This window comes from Thermoanaerobacter sp. X514, from assembly GCF_000019065.1.
GTDB classification, from domain to species: Bacteria; Bacillota; Thermoanaerobacteria; order Thermoanaerobacterales; family Thermoanaerobacteraceae; genus Thermoanaerobacter; species Thermoanaerobacter pseudethanolicus.
The window spans coordinates 28,801-42,500 of the sequence record NC_010320.1 but is presented as its reverse complement, the minus strand read 5'-3'; the positions used below and the strand labels follow the sequence as shown (position 1 = coordinate 42,500).

The 13,700-nt window shown below is 33.7% G+C and carries 12 protein-coding genes, 5 tRNA genes, 1 other RNA gene, 2 pseudogenes, 1 riboswitch and 1 other annotated feature (1 of these 22 running past the window's edge); of the genes and pseudogenes, 2 read left to right on the top strand and 18 right to left on the bottom strand.

The annotated features are described in order from the left end of the window. From TETH514_RS00205 to lepB, 18 genes and pseudogenes are all read right to left on the bottom strand, one after another. Nucleotides 1-1,017 (bottom strand): annotated as a pseudogene (locus tag TETH514_RS00205) (HD-GYP domain-containing protein) (it extends 157 nt beyond the left edge of the window). A 54-nt stretch (nucleotides 1,018-1,071) separates the two neighbouring features. After that, the gene (crcB, locus tag TETH514_RS00200) at nucleotides 1,072-1,455 is read right to left on the bottom strand and encodes a fluoride efflux transporter CrcB (RefSeq protein WP_009052030.1); all 384 of its coding nucleotides are present in this window, start codon (nucleotides 1,453-1,455) and stop codon (nucleotides 1,072-1,074) included. Next, nucleotides 1,452-1,856: a fluoride efflux transporter CrcB gene (gene crcB / locus TETH514_RS00195; RefSeq protein ID WP_009052031.1), complete on the bottom strand. Its 405-nt coding sequence runs from the start codon at nucleotides 1,854-1,856 to the stop codon at nucleotides 1,452-1,454. The genes crcB (TETH514_RS00200) and crcB (TETH514_RS00195) overlap by 4 nt, the downstream gene beginning before the upstream one ends. A gap of 61 nt (nucleotides 1,857-1,917) precedes the next feature. After that, a riboswitch (Fluoride riboswitch) is annotated at nucleotides 1,918-1,976 on the bottom strand. Nucleotides 1,977-2,024: 48 nt separating this feature from the next. Further along, nucleotides 2,025-2,624, bottom strand: coding sequence for a recombination mediator RecR (recR, locus tag TETH514_RS00190; RefSeq protein WP_003867375.1), 600 nt, complete (start codon nucleotides 2,622-2,624; stop codon nucleotides 2,025-2,027). A 9-nt stretch (nucleotides 2,625-2,633) separates the two neighbouring features. Further along, complete coding sequence (locus TETH514_RS00185) at nucleotides 2,634-2,969, bottom strand: YbaB/EbfC family nucleoid-associated protein (RefSeq protein ID WP_003867376.1); 336 nt, start codon at nucleotides 2,967-2,969, stop codon at nucleotides 2,634-2,636. Nucleotides 2,970-3,035: 66 nt separating this feature from the next. Continuing rightward, nucleotides 3,036-4,592, bottom strand: coding sequence for a DNA polymerase III subunit gamma/tau (gene dnaX / locus TETH514_RS00180; protein WP_009052032.1), 1,557 nt, complete (start codon nucleotides 4,590-4,592; stop codon nucleotides 3,036-3,038). A 58-nt stretch (nucleotides 4,593-4,650) separates the two neighbouring features. Further along, the gene (locus TETH514_RS00175; protein WP_003867378.1) at nucleotides 4,651-6,549 is read right to left on the bottom strand and encodes an HD domain-containing phosphohydrolase; all 1,899 of its coding nucleotides are present in this window, start codon (nucleotides 6,547-6,549) and stop codon (nucleotides 4,651-4,653) included. Between the two features lie 133 nt (nucleotides 6,550-6,682). Further along, nucleotides 6,683-6,949: signal recognition particle sRNA large type (gene ffs / locus TETH514_RS12150), an RNA gene on the bottom strand. Between the two features lie 19 nt (nucleotides 6,950-6,968). Further along, a tRNA-Ser gene (locus TETH514_RS00170) sits at nucleotides 6,969-7,062 on the bottom strand. 14 nt (nucleotides 7,063-7,076) lie between these two features. After that, a tRNA-Ser gene (locus tag TETH514_RS00165) sits at nucleotides 7,077-7,167 on the bottom strand. A 4-nt stretch (nucleotides 7,168-7,171) separates the two neighbouring features. Beyond that, nucleotides 7,172-7,618 carry a tRNA adenosine(34) deaminase TadA gene (tadA, locus tag TETH514_RS00160; RefSeq protein WP_003867379.1) on the bottom strand — a complete coding sequence of 149 codons (447 nt, stop codon included), beginning with the start codon at nucleotides 7,616-7,618 and terminating at the stop codon, nucleotides 7,172-7,174. A gap of 118 nt (nucleotides 7,619-7,736) precedes the next feature. Next, nucleotides 7,737-7,946 (bottom strand): annotated as a pseudogene (locus TETH514_RS12145) (DUF1646 family protein); the annotation flags it as partial. 15 nt (nucleotides 7,947-7,961) lie between these two features. Further along, nucleotides 7,962-8,687 carry an SGNH/GDSL hydrolase family protein gene (locus TETH514_RS00155; RefSeq protein ID WP_003867381.1) on the bottom strand — a complete coding sequence of 242 codons (726 nt, stop codon included), beginning with the start codon at nucleotides 8,685-8,687 and terminating at the stop codon, nucleotides 7,962-7,964. Nucleotides 8,688-8,967: 280 nt separating this feature from the next. Further along, nucleotides 8,968-9,044: transfer RNA gene (locus TETH514_RS00150), tRNA-Arg, on the bottom strand. Between the two features lie 185 nt (nucleotides 9,045-9,229). After that, nucleotides 9,230-9,323, bottom strand: a tRNA-Ser gene (locus TETH514_RS00145). 33 nt (nucleotides 9,324-9,356) lie between these two features. Further along, a tRNA-Ser gene (locus TETH514_RS00140) sits at nucleotides 9,357-9,446 on the bottom strand. Nucleotides 9,447-9,528: 82 nt separating this feature from the next. After that, the gene (gene serS / locus TETH514_RS00135) at nucleotides 9,529-10,800 is read right to left on the bottom strand and encodes a serine--tRNA ligase (protein ID WP_009052033.1); all 1,272 of its coding nucleotides are present in this window, start codon (nucleotides 10,798-10,800) and stop codon (nucleotides 9,529-9,531) included. Nucleotides 10,801-10,836: 36 nt separating this feature from the next. Beyond that, nucleotides 10,837-11,027: a binding site (T-box leader), on the bottom strand. Nucleotides 11,028-11,075: 48 nt separating this feature from the next. Continuing rightward, nucleotides 11,076-11,606, bottom strand: coding sequence for a signal peptidase I (gene lepB / locus TETH514_RS00130; RefSeq protein WP_009052034.1), 531 nt, complete (start codon nucleotides 11,604-11,606; stop codon nucleotides 11,076-11,078). A gap of 137 nt (nucleotides 11,607-11,743) precedes the next feature. Between lepB and TETH514_RS12655 the strand changes: the two genes are divergently transcribed. Then, nucleotides 11,744-11,914 (top strand): hypothetical protein, encoded by a 171-nt coding sequence (locus tag TETH514_RS12655; RefSeq protein WP_003867384.1) that lies wholly within the window; start codon nucleotides 11,744-11,746, stop codon nucleotides 11,912-11,914. A 307-nt stretch (nucleotides 11,915-12,221) separates the two neighbouring features. After that, nucleotides 12,222-13,607 (top strand): IS200/IS605 family accessory protein TnpB-related protein, encoded by a 1,386-nt coding sequence (locus TETH514_RS00125; protein WP_232195923.1) that lies wholly within the window; start codon nucleotides 12,222-12,224, stop codon nucleotides 13,605-13,607. Nucleotides 13,608-13,700 lie beyond the last annotated feature (93 nt).

Genomic DNA, 13,700 nt, shown 5'->3' with positions numbered 1-13,700 from the left:
TGTCTATCAATCTCTCCAATTTCGTCACCTTTTAATCCCTCAGGATACCCGCTTCCATCTAATTTCTCGTGATGATTTGCGGCCCATTCTGCTATATCATCTATTCCATCTATTTCTTTGAGTATTTCTTTAGTATAATAGGTATGAGATTTTATAACCATAAATTCCTCTTCAGTAAGCTTGTCCGGTTTATCAAGAATAGAATTAGGTACAGCTAGCTTTCCAAGGTCATGAAGCAACCCAGCAATTCTTATTTTTCGAGAAGTTTCTTCATCATATCCTATCACCTTAGCCATTTCATAAGTTAACTTTGAAATACCTTTAGAATGGTTATAGGTAAAACGGCTTCTATTATCGATAATCTGTGCGAAAGCTTCTGCTATATCCTCTAATTCCTTAATTCCTATGATAATTGTGTCTTTAGGTTCAATCCTTTTTAATAAACTTTTTATATCAAAAAATTTATAATCAAGCCAAAATTTTTCTTGTCTTGTAAGGTCAAGTAATGCCTTTGCAACCACAGGATTGAACATCTTGCCAGTACCACTTTTTATACATTCTTTGATATTATTCCGAATATTATACTCACTTTCTTTCCCAACCAATGAGGTGTACCGTATATCAAATTGATCAGATATAAAAACAATTTGAGCTCCTAAAGGAATAGAGTCCCCATTTAGTTTAAAATGTCCGCTTCCATCGTAATTTTCATGATGATATCTTATAATATCCGAAAAATTTTCTCCAAAAGGCAACTTCTTTACAATCTCACTTCCTCTTTCACTGTGTTTCCACCATTCGTCTTTGTTAAAATCTTCGTATACATCTCCTTGTCCTATATCATGTAACAAAGCAGAATAGTACACTTTTTTTTGTATCTTCTTCATTTAAATTTAACATCTCTGAAATCCTTAAAGAAATATAAGCCACTCTTCTTGCATGTCCCATGTTCTTATACTCTTGCACGTCAAGGGCCAAAAATAAAGCAGACAGCAGATTATTATAATTCAAATTCACATTTTATTCCTCCTAACTGATATTTATTTTCAACTAATATATATTATACACTAACTAAATTAAATTTCCTATATAAAATCCGATATAATATCCCAATATTCCCCCTATTAGTCCAAATATAATTGTCAATGACATGTATATAAAAGCATGAAAATATTTTTTATCCTTGATTAAGTATACTGTCTCATGTGAAAAAGTTGAATATGTTGTAAAAGCACCTAGAAATCCCGTTGTCAGAAAAAGTTTAACATCATAGCTTAAATTTACATTTATTTTAGGACTTGATAAGAAATTTAATAAAAACGCACCTAATACATTTATAATAAAAGTTTCGATGGGAATAATTATCTCTCGGTTTTCCTTTATATGCCGCGACATTTCATATCTCAATATTGCTCCAAAAATTCCTCCAATCCCCACATACAGTATATTTTTCACTGTTCTTCCTCCCGTTTCTTTAATAAGTCAAAAATTTTGTCAGCAAATTCAAATCCTAAATAAGACATCAAAAGGCCTCCCATTATCGATAAAATCATATAACTTAGAGCAATATAATCTTTCCCTGCTTTTAATAAATTTATTGTTTCCATACTAAACGTGGAAAATGTTGTAAAAGCTCCAATAAATCCTGTTGTTATCGCTAACCTCAAATTAGTATTTACCTTGTACTCATCCATAGCAAAATTAGCAATAAAACTTAACAAAAAGGAACCTAAAATGTTTATTATAAAAGTTTCAAAGGGAAATACAGTGTGATACATTTTTGTAAAGTAAATTGTTATTAAATATCTCAGTACTGCTCCAAAAAATCCTCCAATCCCTATATAGATGTATTCCATGAAAATCTCCTTTCCGTTTACATTTTGGGGCAATAAAAAGGCCCCTATTAGGCCTTATATCCTCCTAATAGGAGCCATCAGCGTTCCGCATTTATGGCGAGCTCCATCGCCTTATGGTATTTATCACAAATTTATTATAATAAACTACAAATGAAAATGCAATACCTTTTACAATTCCCTTCTACCTTCAAGAGCCCTTGAAAGAGTTACAACATCGGTGTATTCCAGGTCACCGCCTACCGGCACCCCATGAGCAATCCTTGTGACTTTTATTCCTAACGGTTTTAATAGCTTAGCAATGTACATTGCTGTCGCTTCTCCCTCTATGTCAGGATTTGTAGCAAGTATGACTTCTTTTACATTTCCATTTTTTACTCTGTCTAAAAGTTCTTTAATTTTTATATCTTCAGGGCCAACGCCTTCTATCGGAGAAATAACACCATGAAGTACATGATACACTCCTTTATATTCTCGTATTTTCTCCATTGCGACAACATCCATAGGATGAGAAACAACACATATAAGAGAATGATCTCTTTCTTTATCACTACATATGTTACAAACCTCTGTGTCAGTTATGTTATAACAAATTCTACAATACTTTATCTTTTCTTTTGCATCAATAATCGCTTGAGACAAGCTTTTTACCTCTTCTAAAGGCATGTTTATTATGAAAAAAGCAAGCCTTTGTGCTGTTTTAGGGCCTACACCAGGCAACTTTGACAGTTCTTCTATAAGCTTCGCTATAGAAGTAGAATAATAGTTCATTTTTTCACCTCAAAACAGTCCAGGAATGTTTAATCCTCCGGTTATCTTTGCCATTTCAGAAGCAATCATTTCTTCTGCATTCCTTAACGCTTGATTAACCGCAGCTAATACAAGGTCTTCTAACGTTTCTACATCATCTTTATCTACAACAGCAGGATTTATTTCAATACTTACAAGTTCTTTTCTGCCATTTGCAACTGCTTTTACCATCCCACCACCGACAGTAGCTTCTACAGTCTTTTGCATTAGCTCTTCTTGCATTTTCTTTATTTCTTCTTGCATTTGCTGGGCTTGTTTAATCATATTATTTATATTAAACCCGCCCGGAAATCCGCCTTTTGCCATAACACTATAACCTCCTAAATTTTATTCTAAAAATATTTATATGCTTTTTTAAATGATTTGTGAAAATTATATTATCTCTATATCTTCACCAAAAAACTCTTTAACTTGCTGTACAAGTAATTCCTCTTCATTTTTTCTTAATTCAAACTTTAAAGGAATTGCCTTCCCAACTAGTTCTTTTAATATTCCTTCAATAAAACTTTTGTTTTCCGCTTTGCTCAATTCCTCCTTTAATAAAGCATATTCTTCAGGATATTCTACCACAATTGTTCCTTTTTTTAAATAAGGAGTCCCTTTTTCTATAAAGGCATACAAAGCTATTCTTCCTTTTTTTATCATTTCTTTTACTTCAGCCCACACCTTTTCTAGATCTATATCCTCTTGCTGTACTATTTGCGGTGTCACGTTTTCTTCTTTTTCTAGCGAAATATTTATCTTCTTATTTTCGACTTCTTTTTTTTCTTCCTTCAAAAAAAATTGGCCTTTTTCTAATTTGTCTTCTATTTGTTCTACTCTTGCTAACAAACTCATCATATCGTAAGAAATTTCCGGTTTTATCAACCTCAAAATAGTTACTTCTAAGAGGGTTAACGGAGATATAGCATATCTAACTTCTTTTTGCAGATTTGTAAATTTTTCTAAAGCGTTAGTCAAAAAAGCTGTACCAAAGTTTTGTACTCTTTCTTTTATAGTTTCTACATCGCTATACAAAATTTCTTTTAATTCTTCTCCTCCTGTTTTGTAAAGCACCATATCTCTCAAAATATAAGTTAAGGATTTTAAAAAATTTCCCACGTCTATTCCATAAGACAAAATTTTATCTAATTGTTTCAATGAAGCTGCTACATCTTTAGCATTCATGTAATCCAAAAGGGAAAATAACACTTCATCATTAGCTACACCTAACATTTCGCATACATCTTCATAGGTTATAAGGCCTTCTTTGTAAGAAGCACATTGTTCTAGTAGACTTATCGCATCTCTCATAGAACCATTTCCATAGATGGCAATAGTTTTAAGTCCCTTTTCTTCGATTTTTATTCCACTGTCATTGCAAATTCTATCAAGATTTTGAGCAATTAACCGCGTAGGTATTCTTTTAAAGTCAAACCTTTGACACCTTGATAAAATAGTATCAGGCAATTTATCCGGTTCAGTAGTAGCAAGAATAAAAATCACATGAGGAGGAGGTTCTTCCAACGTTTTTAAAAGAGCATTAAAAGCCCCTGTAGAAAGCATATGCACTTCATCAATTATATATACTTTGTACTTAGCTTGAGAAGGAGCGTAAATTACAGACTCTCTCAATTCTCTTACATCATTTACACTGTTATTAGACGCAGCATCAATCTCTAAAACATCCATCGTAGTGTTGTTATTTATAGCTTGACAAATCTCACAAGAATTACAAGGCTCTCCATCTGTATTATTTAAACAATTAACTGCTTTTGCAAAAATCTTAGCTACACTGGTTTTTCCTGTTCCTCTTGTACCTGTAAAAAGATAAGCATGTCCTATCTTATTAAGTTTTATCTGATTTTTTAAAGTTTTTACAATATGCTCTTGCCCCACCACCTCTTTAAAGCTTTTGGGCCTGTACTTCCTATATAAAGACTGATACATACTTTAACACCTCGTTATATTCAATTGTAACAAAAAAAAAGAGATATTTCTATATCTCTTAAGAAGCATTTGAAAAAACTTGATTTTTTATCTCTTCTAGTCTGTGTTTTTCATTCATGTAAAGAGAAATAAAGGCATCTACCACTTCAGGATGGAATTGTGTTCCTTTATATTTTAAAAGCTCATTAATAGCTTCTTCAATAGTCATTCCTTTTCTATAAGCTCTATCAGAAGTCATCGCGTCAAAGGCATCAGCCACACCAAGAATTGCTGCTTCTATAGGGATTTCTTCGCCTTTTAAACCATAAGGATAACCTTTCCCATCATATCGTTCATGGTGTTTGGAAATAGCTTCTAATATTTCTTTCGGCAGATCTATAGGCATTAAAATTTTTTTTGATATCTCTGGATGACTTTTTATAACGTTATACTCTTCTTCCAAGAGTTTGCCTTTCTTTAGAAGAATAGTATCAGATATACCTATCTTTCCTATATCATGTAATATCCCTGCAATCCTTAATTGTTCTATTTTTTCCCTTGAAAAGCCCATATATTCCCCTATTAAAACAGCATATTGAGATACTCTCATAGAATGTCCTTTCGTATATAAATCCTTTGCTTCCATTGCATAAGCTAAAGCTTCTATAGTCTTTATATAGACTTTTTTAATCTCGTCATACAGTTTGGAATTTTCAATTGCCACAGACACTGCGCTGGCAATAGATCTCAATAAACTCATATTTTTGACCGTATTTGTTGCAGTCCAAACTGTTAAAATTCCCTTAGTTTCATTTCTAAAAATTAAAGGCACTATCACAACTGAATAAACATCTTTAGCTGCAAAAATAGGTGTTATTTTTTCACTACAAGGAAACTCTTCTATATCTTTTATTTTTATTTCTTTTAGATTTACTAATTCATTTATGTCCTCTTCTGATAATTTAATTTCTTCAGAGACAGGATAATCTTTTAATTCTCCCCCTTTTACAAGTAAAACAAACTTATGAAAATACGGATTATATTCTCTTATAGTGCACAAAGGTGAATTTAACAATTCAGCAACTTTTTCTACTATGTTATTCAATACCTCTTTTATGTCACTTCCCGATGTAAGTAGCTTTCCTACATCACTAATAGCCAATATTTCATTATTCTTTTCAGCTATCTGTTTTTTTACATAATATATTTCTGTAATATCTCGAGAAATGCCTTGAATGCCTACCACTTCTTCATCAATTTTTAGCCTTTTAACATAGGTTTCTGTTATAACCAATAAGCCTTCTTTGCTTTTAAAATTGATTTCTGAAAAATTAATTTTACCTTCCATCATGTTTTTCAAGATTTCTCTGCTGTCTTCATCTACAATTTCAAAAATGCTTTTTCCTATCAATTCGTGCGGAGTATAATTTAAATACCTTATAACTCGTGAATTGACAAATTCAATAATAAAATTTTTATCAGTCACCCACAAAATATCCCGAATATTCTCTACTAACAATCGATACTTTCTTTCAGAAATTTCTAATTCATGAGTCAAAGCCTCTAATTGCTCGTAGGAAGCTTCTAATTCCGCGTTAAACTCCTGTAATTCTTCATTTTGTTGTATTAAACTTTCTGTTTGTTCTTTTAATTTTTTATAACTTTGAGATAAGTCTCTAGCCATGGAATTAAAATTCTCTGAAAGTTCTCTAAGCTCTTTTGAATCAGTAATATTTAACTGATAATCAAAATCCCCCCGAGAAATCCTTTTAACAGCTTCGTTTAATTTTTCAATAGGTTCAGACAATTTTTTAGATAAAAAACTCGATAACCCCAGCGAAATTAATAAAATTATTCCCCCTATAAAAACTCTATTTTCAAACCCTGACAAAAAATAAGCTAATGACAATGAGAAAACAATTACAGAAATCCCAAATAAAACAAAAAATATCCGTGTATTATAATTTCTTTTAAACATACTATCCTCCATCTCTTTTCTTTTGTAAGAATAAGTTCCCTATATTTATTTCGGCTAAAAGCCTTCAAATTTTAAGTAAAAGTTATAAAAAATAATAAGAAATATTTTCCAGTAAAAGAGCAAAAATAAAAGGCCGTACACCCAGCTTCGACCTGCCACCATAAGCGTTACATAAGCAGTTAGCTCCACTCAAGCTCCCCTGCGGCACACGGAAGTGTTTGCTTACCGCTGCTTCCTTCCGGACCTGACGGGGTTCGCAAATTTCCGTTGCGCAGGACTCAAGTATCAACGCCACTTACTTATGCCAGACCTTACAATGGTCAGGCCTCAGCCTGGGAATTCGACCCTGCTATAGCGGGTTGCAGGTTACAGGGCACCGCTACCTCCCCATCTAGTACGGCCAAGAATTACCTTTTTCATGGCGGAGAGAGAGGGATTCGAACCCTCGGTACCCCTTTTAAAGGGTACACACGATTTCCAGTCGTGCACCTTCGTCCACTCGGTCATCTCTCCACATTTATTTTTCATGGCGGAGAGAGTGAGATTCGAACTCACGAGGCGAAAAATTCGCCCACTCGCTTTCGAGGCGAGCGCTTTCGACCACTCAGCCATCTCTCCGCACCTATTCCCTTAAATTTTCAAAGAAGTCTTTTAAAAGAGTTTTGCATTCTTCTTCCATTATTCCAAAATACACTTCTGTTTTACTTCCTAAATAGCTGTTATTTAAAATATCAACTACTGTACCTGCAGCACCAGATTTATCACTTTCTGCCCCTATATACACTCTTTTTATGCGAGCTTCTAAAATAGCTCCCGCACACATGGGACAAGGCTCTAAAGTCACATACATGCTACAGTCATCAAGTCTCCAACTGCCAAGAGTTTTACAAGCTTCCTTTATCGCTATAATCTCTGCATGGGCTGTAGCATCATTTGTAGACTCTTTTTGATTAAATCCTCTTCCAATTATTTGTCCCTCTTTTACAATGACAGCTCCAACAGGTACTTCACCTAATTGGTAACTTTTTTTCGCCTCTAAAAGAGCTGCCTCCATAAACTTATTAATCATATACTCCACCGCAAGCAAAAGTAACTACACTCTTATTTTTGCTTTTTATTTGTCCTCTGCATAAAGGTATTTTATCAGAGAATTATTTAAGTGTCAAGTATGCTCCTCCTTGACTTATTTAAATCACAAACAATACAATATAATACACTATCAAAAGTATTGCACCTAGAGGAACAGCAATTCGTGCCCTTTCAGTACTTTTTATTTTTAATTTGCCCGCTGAAATGATGTTTGGGATATTACCTTGAATTAACATTCCTCCACTAATAAGCATTCCCATTAAAATAGCTCTTATCTGTTCCGGCGTCATTGAGGAAAAAATTTCGGCTTAATCTTTATATGCTCACTCTTTTAAAAGATATGCATAATTTCTTTGCAGATATTCATATATCTTATGTGCTATTATTTTATGTCCCTTCTCATTAGGATGAATACCATCAGTGCAAATAAATTGCCTAAAATCGGGATAATCTAAAAAAGCGCTCCTTATATCAATAAGCCTTGTCTTTGTTTCTTCTGCTATACTTAATATAGCTGAGTTATACTTTTCCTGCCACCAATATATTTTAGTAACACTGCCTAACCACTTTAAAATGTTTTTGCCCATCTCTTCACTGTTTTTGCTTATCCATTTAAAATATCTGTCAGCATCCAAAGGAGGTAATGTCATTAACACAGGAATTATGTTTGCATCCTCTAAGGATTTTATCAATTCTTTGAGCTTTTCTTTAAAAATATAAAAATCTGTTTTGGGGCTATGCTCATCATAAGGATTCTTCGCAATTTCTTCCCAATCGAAATCACAGTCATTTCCTCCAAATTCTATCAGAACTATATCAGGTTTATCTTTTAACAAATACCTCTTTAAAATGTCAATACCTTTTAAAAGAGTATTTCCAAACTTAGCAATATTTTTTACTGTTCCTTTTATGTTGTCCTTTAGTAAATTTACATAATTTACGTCTGATATAACGTATTTACTTTTTTCCTTACTATATACTACACCCTTTGAAATAGAATCCCCTGCTACAACGATATCATAATAATTTTCCAATGTCATGCCGGCCATTTTTATCACTTCCCCATAAATTTTTTATTTACCAAAACATTAATGGGCATCAACCTACTTGTAAGCAAAAATTAGTTTTTAACTAAATTTCATCATCATTATACCACTAATAATCTTTTACACAAATAGAAAAAATTTTTACCAAAATATCAATTTACATTAATACTCAGCCTTCACGTTAAAAAACAATAAAAAATTAAGTTAAATTAGAGCTTTTTATAGTAAAAGCAAAAAAGCCCTTAGATAATTCTATCTAAGGGCTTCGACTCCGCTTATACAATGGTGCGCCCGGAGGGATTCGAACCCCCGGCCTTCTGATTCGTAGTCAGACACTCTATCCAACTGAGCTACGGGCGCAAAAGTCTATCATATATAATAGCACATTTTAAACAGGTTTGCAAATGAAGAAAAAGCTAAAAAAGTTGCAAAAACACTTTTATAACCAATGTAGAAAAAGATATCTCACCTGATGCAAATGTAGATGTAACAGTAATACTTGGAAAAGATAAAAAATAATAAAATAGAGCAACCACATAATAAAATGGCGGAGAAGGAGGGACTCGAACCCTCGCGCCGGGTTATCCCCGACCTACAGTCTTAGCAGGACCGCCCCTTCACCATCTTGGGTACTTCTCCACGTTGGTTGCTTATAAAAAAATATTAACTTTCTGGCGGAGAGGGTGGGATTCGAACCCACGGCTCCGTGAAGGAGTCACTGGTTTTCAAGACCAGCTCCTTAAACCACTCGGACACCTCTCCCCGCTGGGACGATATAAAGTATATCATACCCCAGCTTTATTGTCAATATGCTTATATAGTATAATATTGGAAAACAATATATTTATTTCTTTATCACATCTACTTTCATGTAGGGCCTTAAAACTTCTGGTATTACAACAGATCCATCTTCTTGTTGATAATTTTCTAATATTGCAGCAAAAGTTCTTCCTACAGCAACTCCAGAGCCATTTAAAGTATGGACATATTGTGCCTTCCCACCATCTTTAGGCCTATACTTTATATTAGCTCTTCTTGCTTGAAAGTCTTCACAATTGCTACAAGAAGATATCTCTACATATCGTCCATAGCTTGGCATCCACACTTCTATATCGTATTTTTTAGAAGCAGTAAAGCCTAAATCTCCTGTGCATATGACCACTACTCTGTAAGGAAGTCCTAACGCCTGCAATACTTCTTCAGCATCTCTAGTCATTTTTTCTAACTCTTCATAGGATTTGTCTGGCTCTGTAAATTTGACAAGCTCAACTTTATTAAACTGGTGCTGCCTTATAAGCCCTCTCGTATCTCTCCCTGCAGAACCTGCCTCTTGTCTAAAACAAGCGCTATAAGCACAGTGGTATATTGGAAGCTTGTCTCCATCTATTATTGTATCTCTGTACATATTGGTTACAGGCACTTCTGCTGTAGGTATCAAAAAATAGTCTGTGCCGTAAACTTTAAAAGCATCCTCTTCAAACTTAGGAAGTTGACCTGTGCCAAACATGCTTCTTCTATGTACCATAAAGGGAGGAAACACTTCAGTATAGCCATGTTTTTCAATGTGTAAGTCCAGCATGAAGTTTATAAGCGCTCTTTCCAAACGAGCTCCAAGTCCCTTGTAAAAAGTAAACCTTGAGCCTGTTACTCTCGCTGCAGCTTCAAAGTCTAAAATATCCAACTCTTGTCCTATTTCCCAATGAGGTTTTGGTTCAAAGTCAAATTTTCTCGGTTCTCCCCATCTCCTTATTTCAACATTATCTTCATCACTATCGCCAATTGGAACACTCTCATGAGGTATATTAGGGATTGTCCATAAAATTCGCTCTAATTCTTCTTCTACTTCTTTTACCTCTTGTTCCATTTCTTTAATCTTATCCGATAATTCTTTCATTTCAGCAATCAAATCGCTAGCATCTTTGCCTTCTCTTTTTAGTTTTGCAATATTGTCTGATTCCACATTTCTACGATTTTTTAATGTTTCCAACTCCACTAGCATTTGTCTTCTTTTTTCGTCTAATTCTAAAAACCTATCTATATCTGCTTTTTCTCCTTTAAGCTCTATAGCTATTCTTACAGCCTCTGGATTATTTCTTATCCTCTTTACGTCTAACACTTTACCACACCTCCCTTAAAAATAATTCCCGTCCCATAAAGGGACGGGAATGCCGTGTTGCCACCCTCTTTTGGCTTAAATAAGCCCTCCACATGATTTAACGGTCGCCCGAAGGTCATTATACCTTAGCTCCGGGATGGAATTCATAAGTAAAACTTACTGGTTCGCACCCACCACCAGCTCTCTTAAAAGTTTATACTTACTACTCGTCCCTTCATTGCCGACAATATTATGTTTTTTAATATTATACTACTTTATAACACTACTTTCAATAACTATTTTCCAGACATAGAACCAATTCGATCAGGAGGCCAAATTCTAAAAACTATTTTGCCCAAAATTTGGTCTTTTGATACATACTTGTGCTGCCAAAATCTACTGTCCATAGACTCATTTCTATTATCACCTAACATAAAATAATGACCCGGTGGAACGACATATGGTCCAAAATTGCCTTTCATAGGTTCTTTTATATAGGGCTCCTTAACTACTTTTCCATTTCTTATTAACTGACCATTTTTTATTTCAATCACATCTCCACCAATGCCAATAACTCTTTTTACAAAATTAACTTTTGGGTCGTCAGGAAAGCGAAATACTACAATATCTCCTCGTTTTACAGGTTCAAACCTGTATATAAACTTGTTTACAATGAATTTATCATTTATTTGAATAGTATTTAACATTGAACCTGTGGGTACATCTACCAATTCAAAAACATAAGTCCTTATAAACAGTGCAATCAAAAAAGCAAGAGCTATAGTAAATATCCAGCTTAATATTTCCTTTTTTATGTTTTTGCTCATATTTTCTCTCCTCACTTAAAAGTACAGTGATATTATAGCATAAACTTCAAACAAATTCTAATTTTTTTATTTTGTATGCATATTTTTCTAATATATGTCAATAATAAAATTAAAGAATTATTTGGGAGAGATGTAAAATGAGAGAAATAGAATATCTTTTAGATTTGGCAGAAATAAAAGATACAGAGTACAAAAACTTGCTGGCTTTACTTTCTTTAATAGATTTATTAGTAGAAAAAGGAATTATAACGCGAAGGGAGCTCGCCCAAAAGTCAAAAGAAATAGCAAAAATAAAAACCGCCCTTTAAAAATCCGTTTCGGCGGATTTTTTATTTTTACAATAGACTTTCATTAATTCTCATATTATAATAAAGAGAAAGGAGGTATCAACAGTTGAAATAAAAAGTAAAAAACGGTATAGTTTTAATTAAGTGATGATAAGTGCTATTAAACATAAAAAGATTAAAACTATGCGATATAAACAAAATTACATTAATGAATCGAAGAAAAAGGAAGATTGACAATACTTGTTAGAACATCAAAAAGACAAAGGGGCAAAAAAACATGATAGTAATACAGGCTAAACTTATTTTCCTAACTTAACAAGACAAACAAATAGTGCTGGATTTAATGAGAAGATGGTCATCATGTATAAGATTTGCGTACAAAAGGCTTCTACAAGGCTATGATAGAAACACATTAAAAAGAGACCTTCAGGGAATTTTCAATTTAAACTCAAGATACGTAGATGACGCAATAATGAAAGCAAGAAGCGTATTAGAATCCTCCAAAGAATTAGGGAATAATCCAAAGAAAGTAATTTTTGGAGAGAAAGATTTATTTAAAAAACTTCAAAAACGCCATATAACTGGGAAAGAGTATCAAAAGCTAAAAACAAAATGGCAAGAGAAAAGAAAAGGAAATCTCTATTCAAGAGGAGATAAAAGCAAGAAAGGAAATCTCAACACAAGAATAGAAGTAAAAGAAAATGGCATTTTTTTAAGGATAAATGTGGGAAAAAGAAAATACATATATGCCAAAATAGAAGCAGGCTATAAAAAGAATAAGAGCAGAGAAGAACTCCTACAGGAAATCGCCGAATCAAACATACCTTACTCTGTAGAATTAAAACTCAAAAATGGCAGCATATACGCCTATTTTTCTATTGAAGAAGAATATCCAGAAACAAAAATAACAAAAGAAAAAGGGGTCATAGGAATAGATGTAAATGCATATCCAGACAACATATCATGGGCAGAGACAGATGAAAAAGGAAATCTAATAAGTTATGATAAGATACCAATGCCAGAGCTATCAAGTGGAAATAAAGACAAAAGAGAATACTTTAGATGGCAGTATGCCCATGAGATAGTAAAAATAGCAAAAGAAAAACGAAAAGCGATTGTGATTGAAGAATTGGACATAAAAGAAAAAGGAAAAAGAGGAGACTTTTCAGGAAGAAAATCAAGGAGAATAAGACATAACTTTAGCTACAAATCACTTCTTTCAAAAATAAAAACACTAGCAAAAAGAGAAGGGATAGAAGTAATAGAAGTCAATCCTTCTTACACCTCAATAATAGGGATGTTAAAATATGCACCACAGTATATGACAACAAAAGACATAGCAGCAGCCTATGTAATAGCAAGAAGAGGATTAGGCAAAGAAGAAAAGATACCGAATAACTATGTAAACTTCCTCAACACATTGACTGAAAAGGAATTAGAAGAGTTAAAAGAACATGTAAAATATACAGTCAAAAATAAGCATTTAAAGAAAAAGCATTTAATGGAAATAAACAAAGCAATAAAATTTATACAAAGCCTTGGGAGTGAGTCAGAAAGGGTGCTAAGACCTCTGTACGAAACAAGTTTTAGTACCTATGATTTCTGGCAAGTTCTCAAGGTAGCGGTGGTGACACCACTCTCCCCTGAGAAAGTACCAAGAGACTTCTCTGTCCTGAAGGAATTATTAATTCAGGGCAAGTGGGGAGACTCGTAAGGGCGCAAGTTCCTGCTTCTTGGGGCAGGGGCTATGGCTTTTCCAAAAACCGCCTGCTGGGGCTGGGAAAGCCTGAAGGGCGGACTACAAATA

Bases quoted from the DNA above. Each gene is read 5' to 3' on its own strand.
- lepB (WP_009052034.1), bottom strand. From the start codon at position 11,606: ATGAGCAAAAACATAAAAAAGGAAATATTAAGCTGGATATTTACTATA.
- TETH514_RS00155 (WP_003867381.1), bottom strand. From the start codon at position 8,687: ATGGCCGGCATGACATTGGAAAATTATTATGATATCGTTGTAGCAGGG.
- TETH514_RS00175 (WP_003867378.1), bottom strand. From the start codon at position 6,549: ATGTTTAAAAGAAATTATAATACACGGATATTTTTTGTTTTATTTGGG.
- recR (WP_003867375.1), bottom strand. From the start codon at position 2,624: ATGAACTATTATTCTACTTCTATAGCGAAGCTTATAGAAGAACTGTCA.
- dnaX (WP_009052032.1), bottom strand. From the start codon at position 4,592: ATGTATCAGTCTTTATATAGGAAGTACAGGCCCAAAAGCTTTAAAGAG.
- TETH514_RS12655 (WP_003867384.1), top strand. From the start codon at position 11,744: ATGAGAGAAATAGAATATCTTTTAGATTTGGCAGAAATAAAAGATACA.
- TETH514_RS00185 (WP_003867376.1), bottom strand. From the start codon at position 2,969: ATGGCAAAAGGCGGATTTCCGGGCGGGTTTAATATAAATAATATGATT.
- crcB (WP_009052031.1), bottom strand. From the start codon at position 1,856: ATGGAATACATCTATATAGGGATTGGAGGATTTTTTGGAGCAGTACTG.
- tadA (WP_003867379.1), bottom strand. From the start codon at position 7,618: ATGATTAATAAGTTTATGGAGGCAGCTCTTTTAGAGGCGAAAAAAAGT.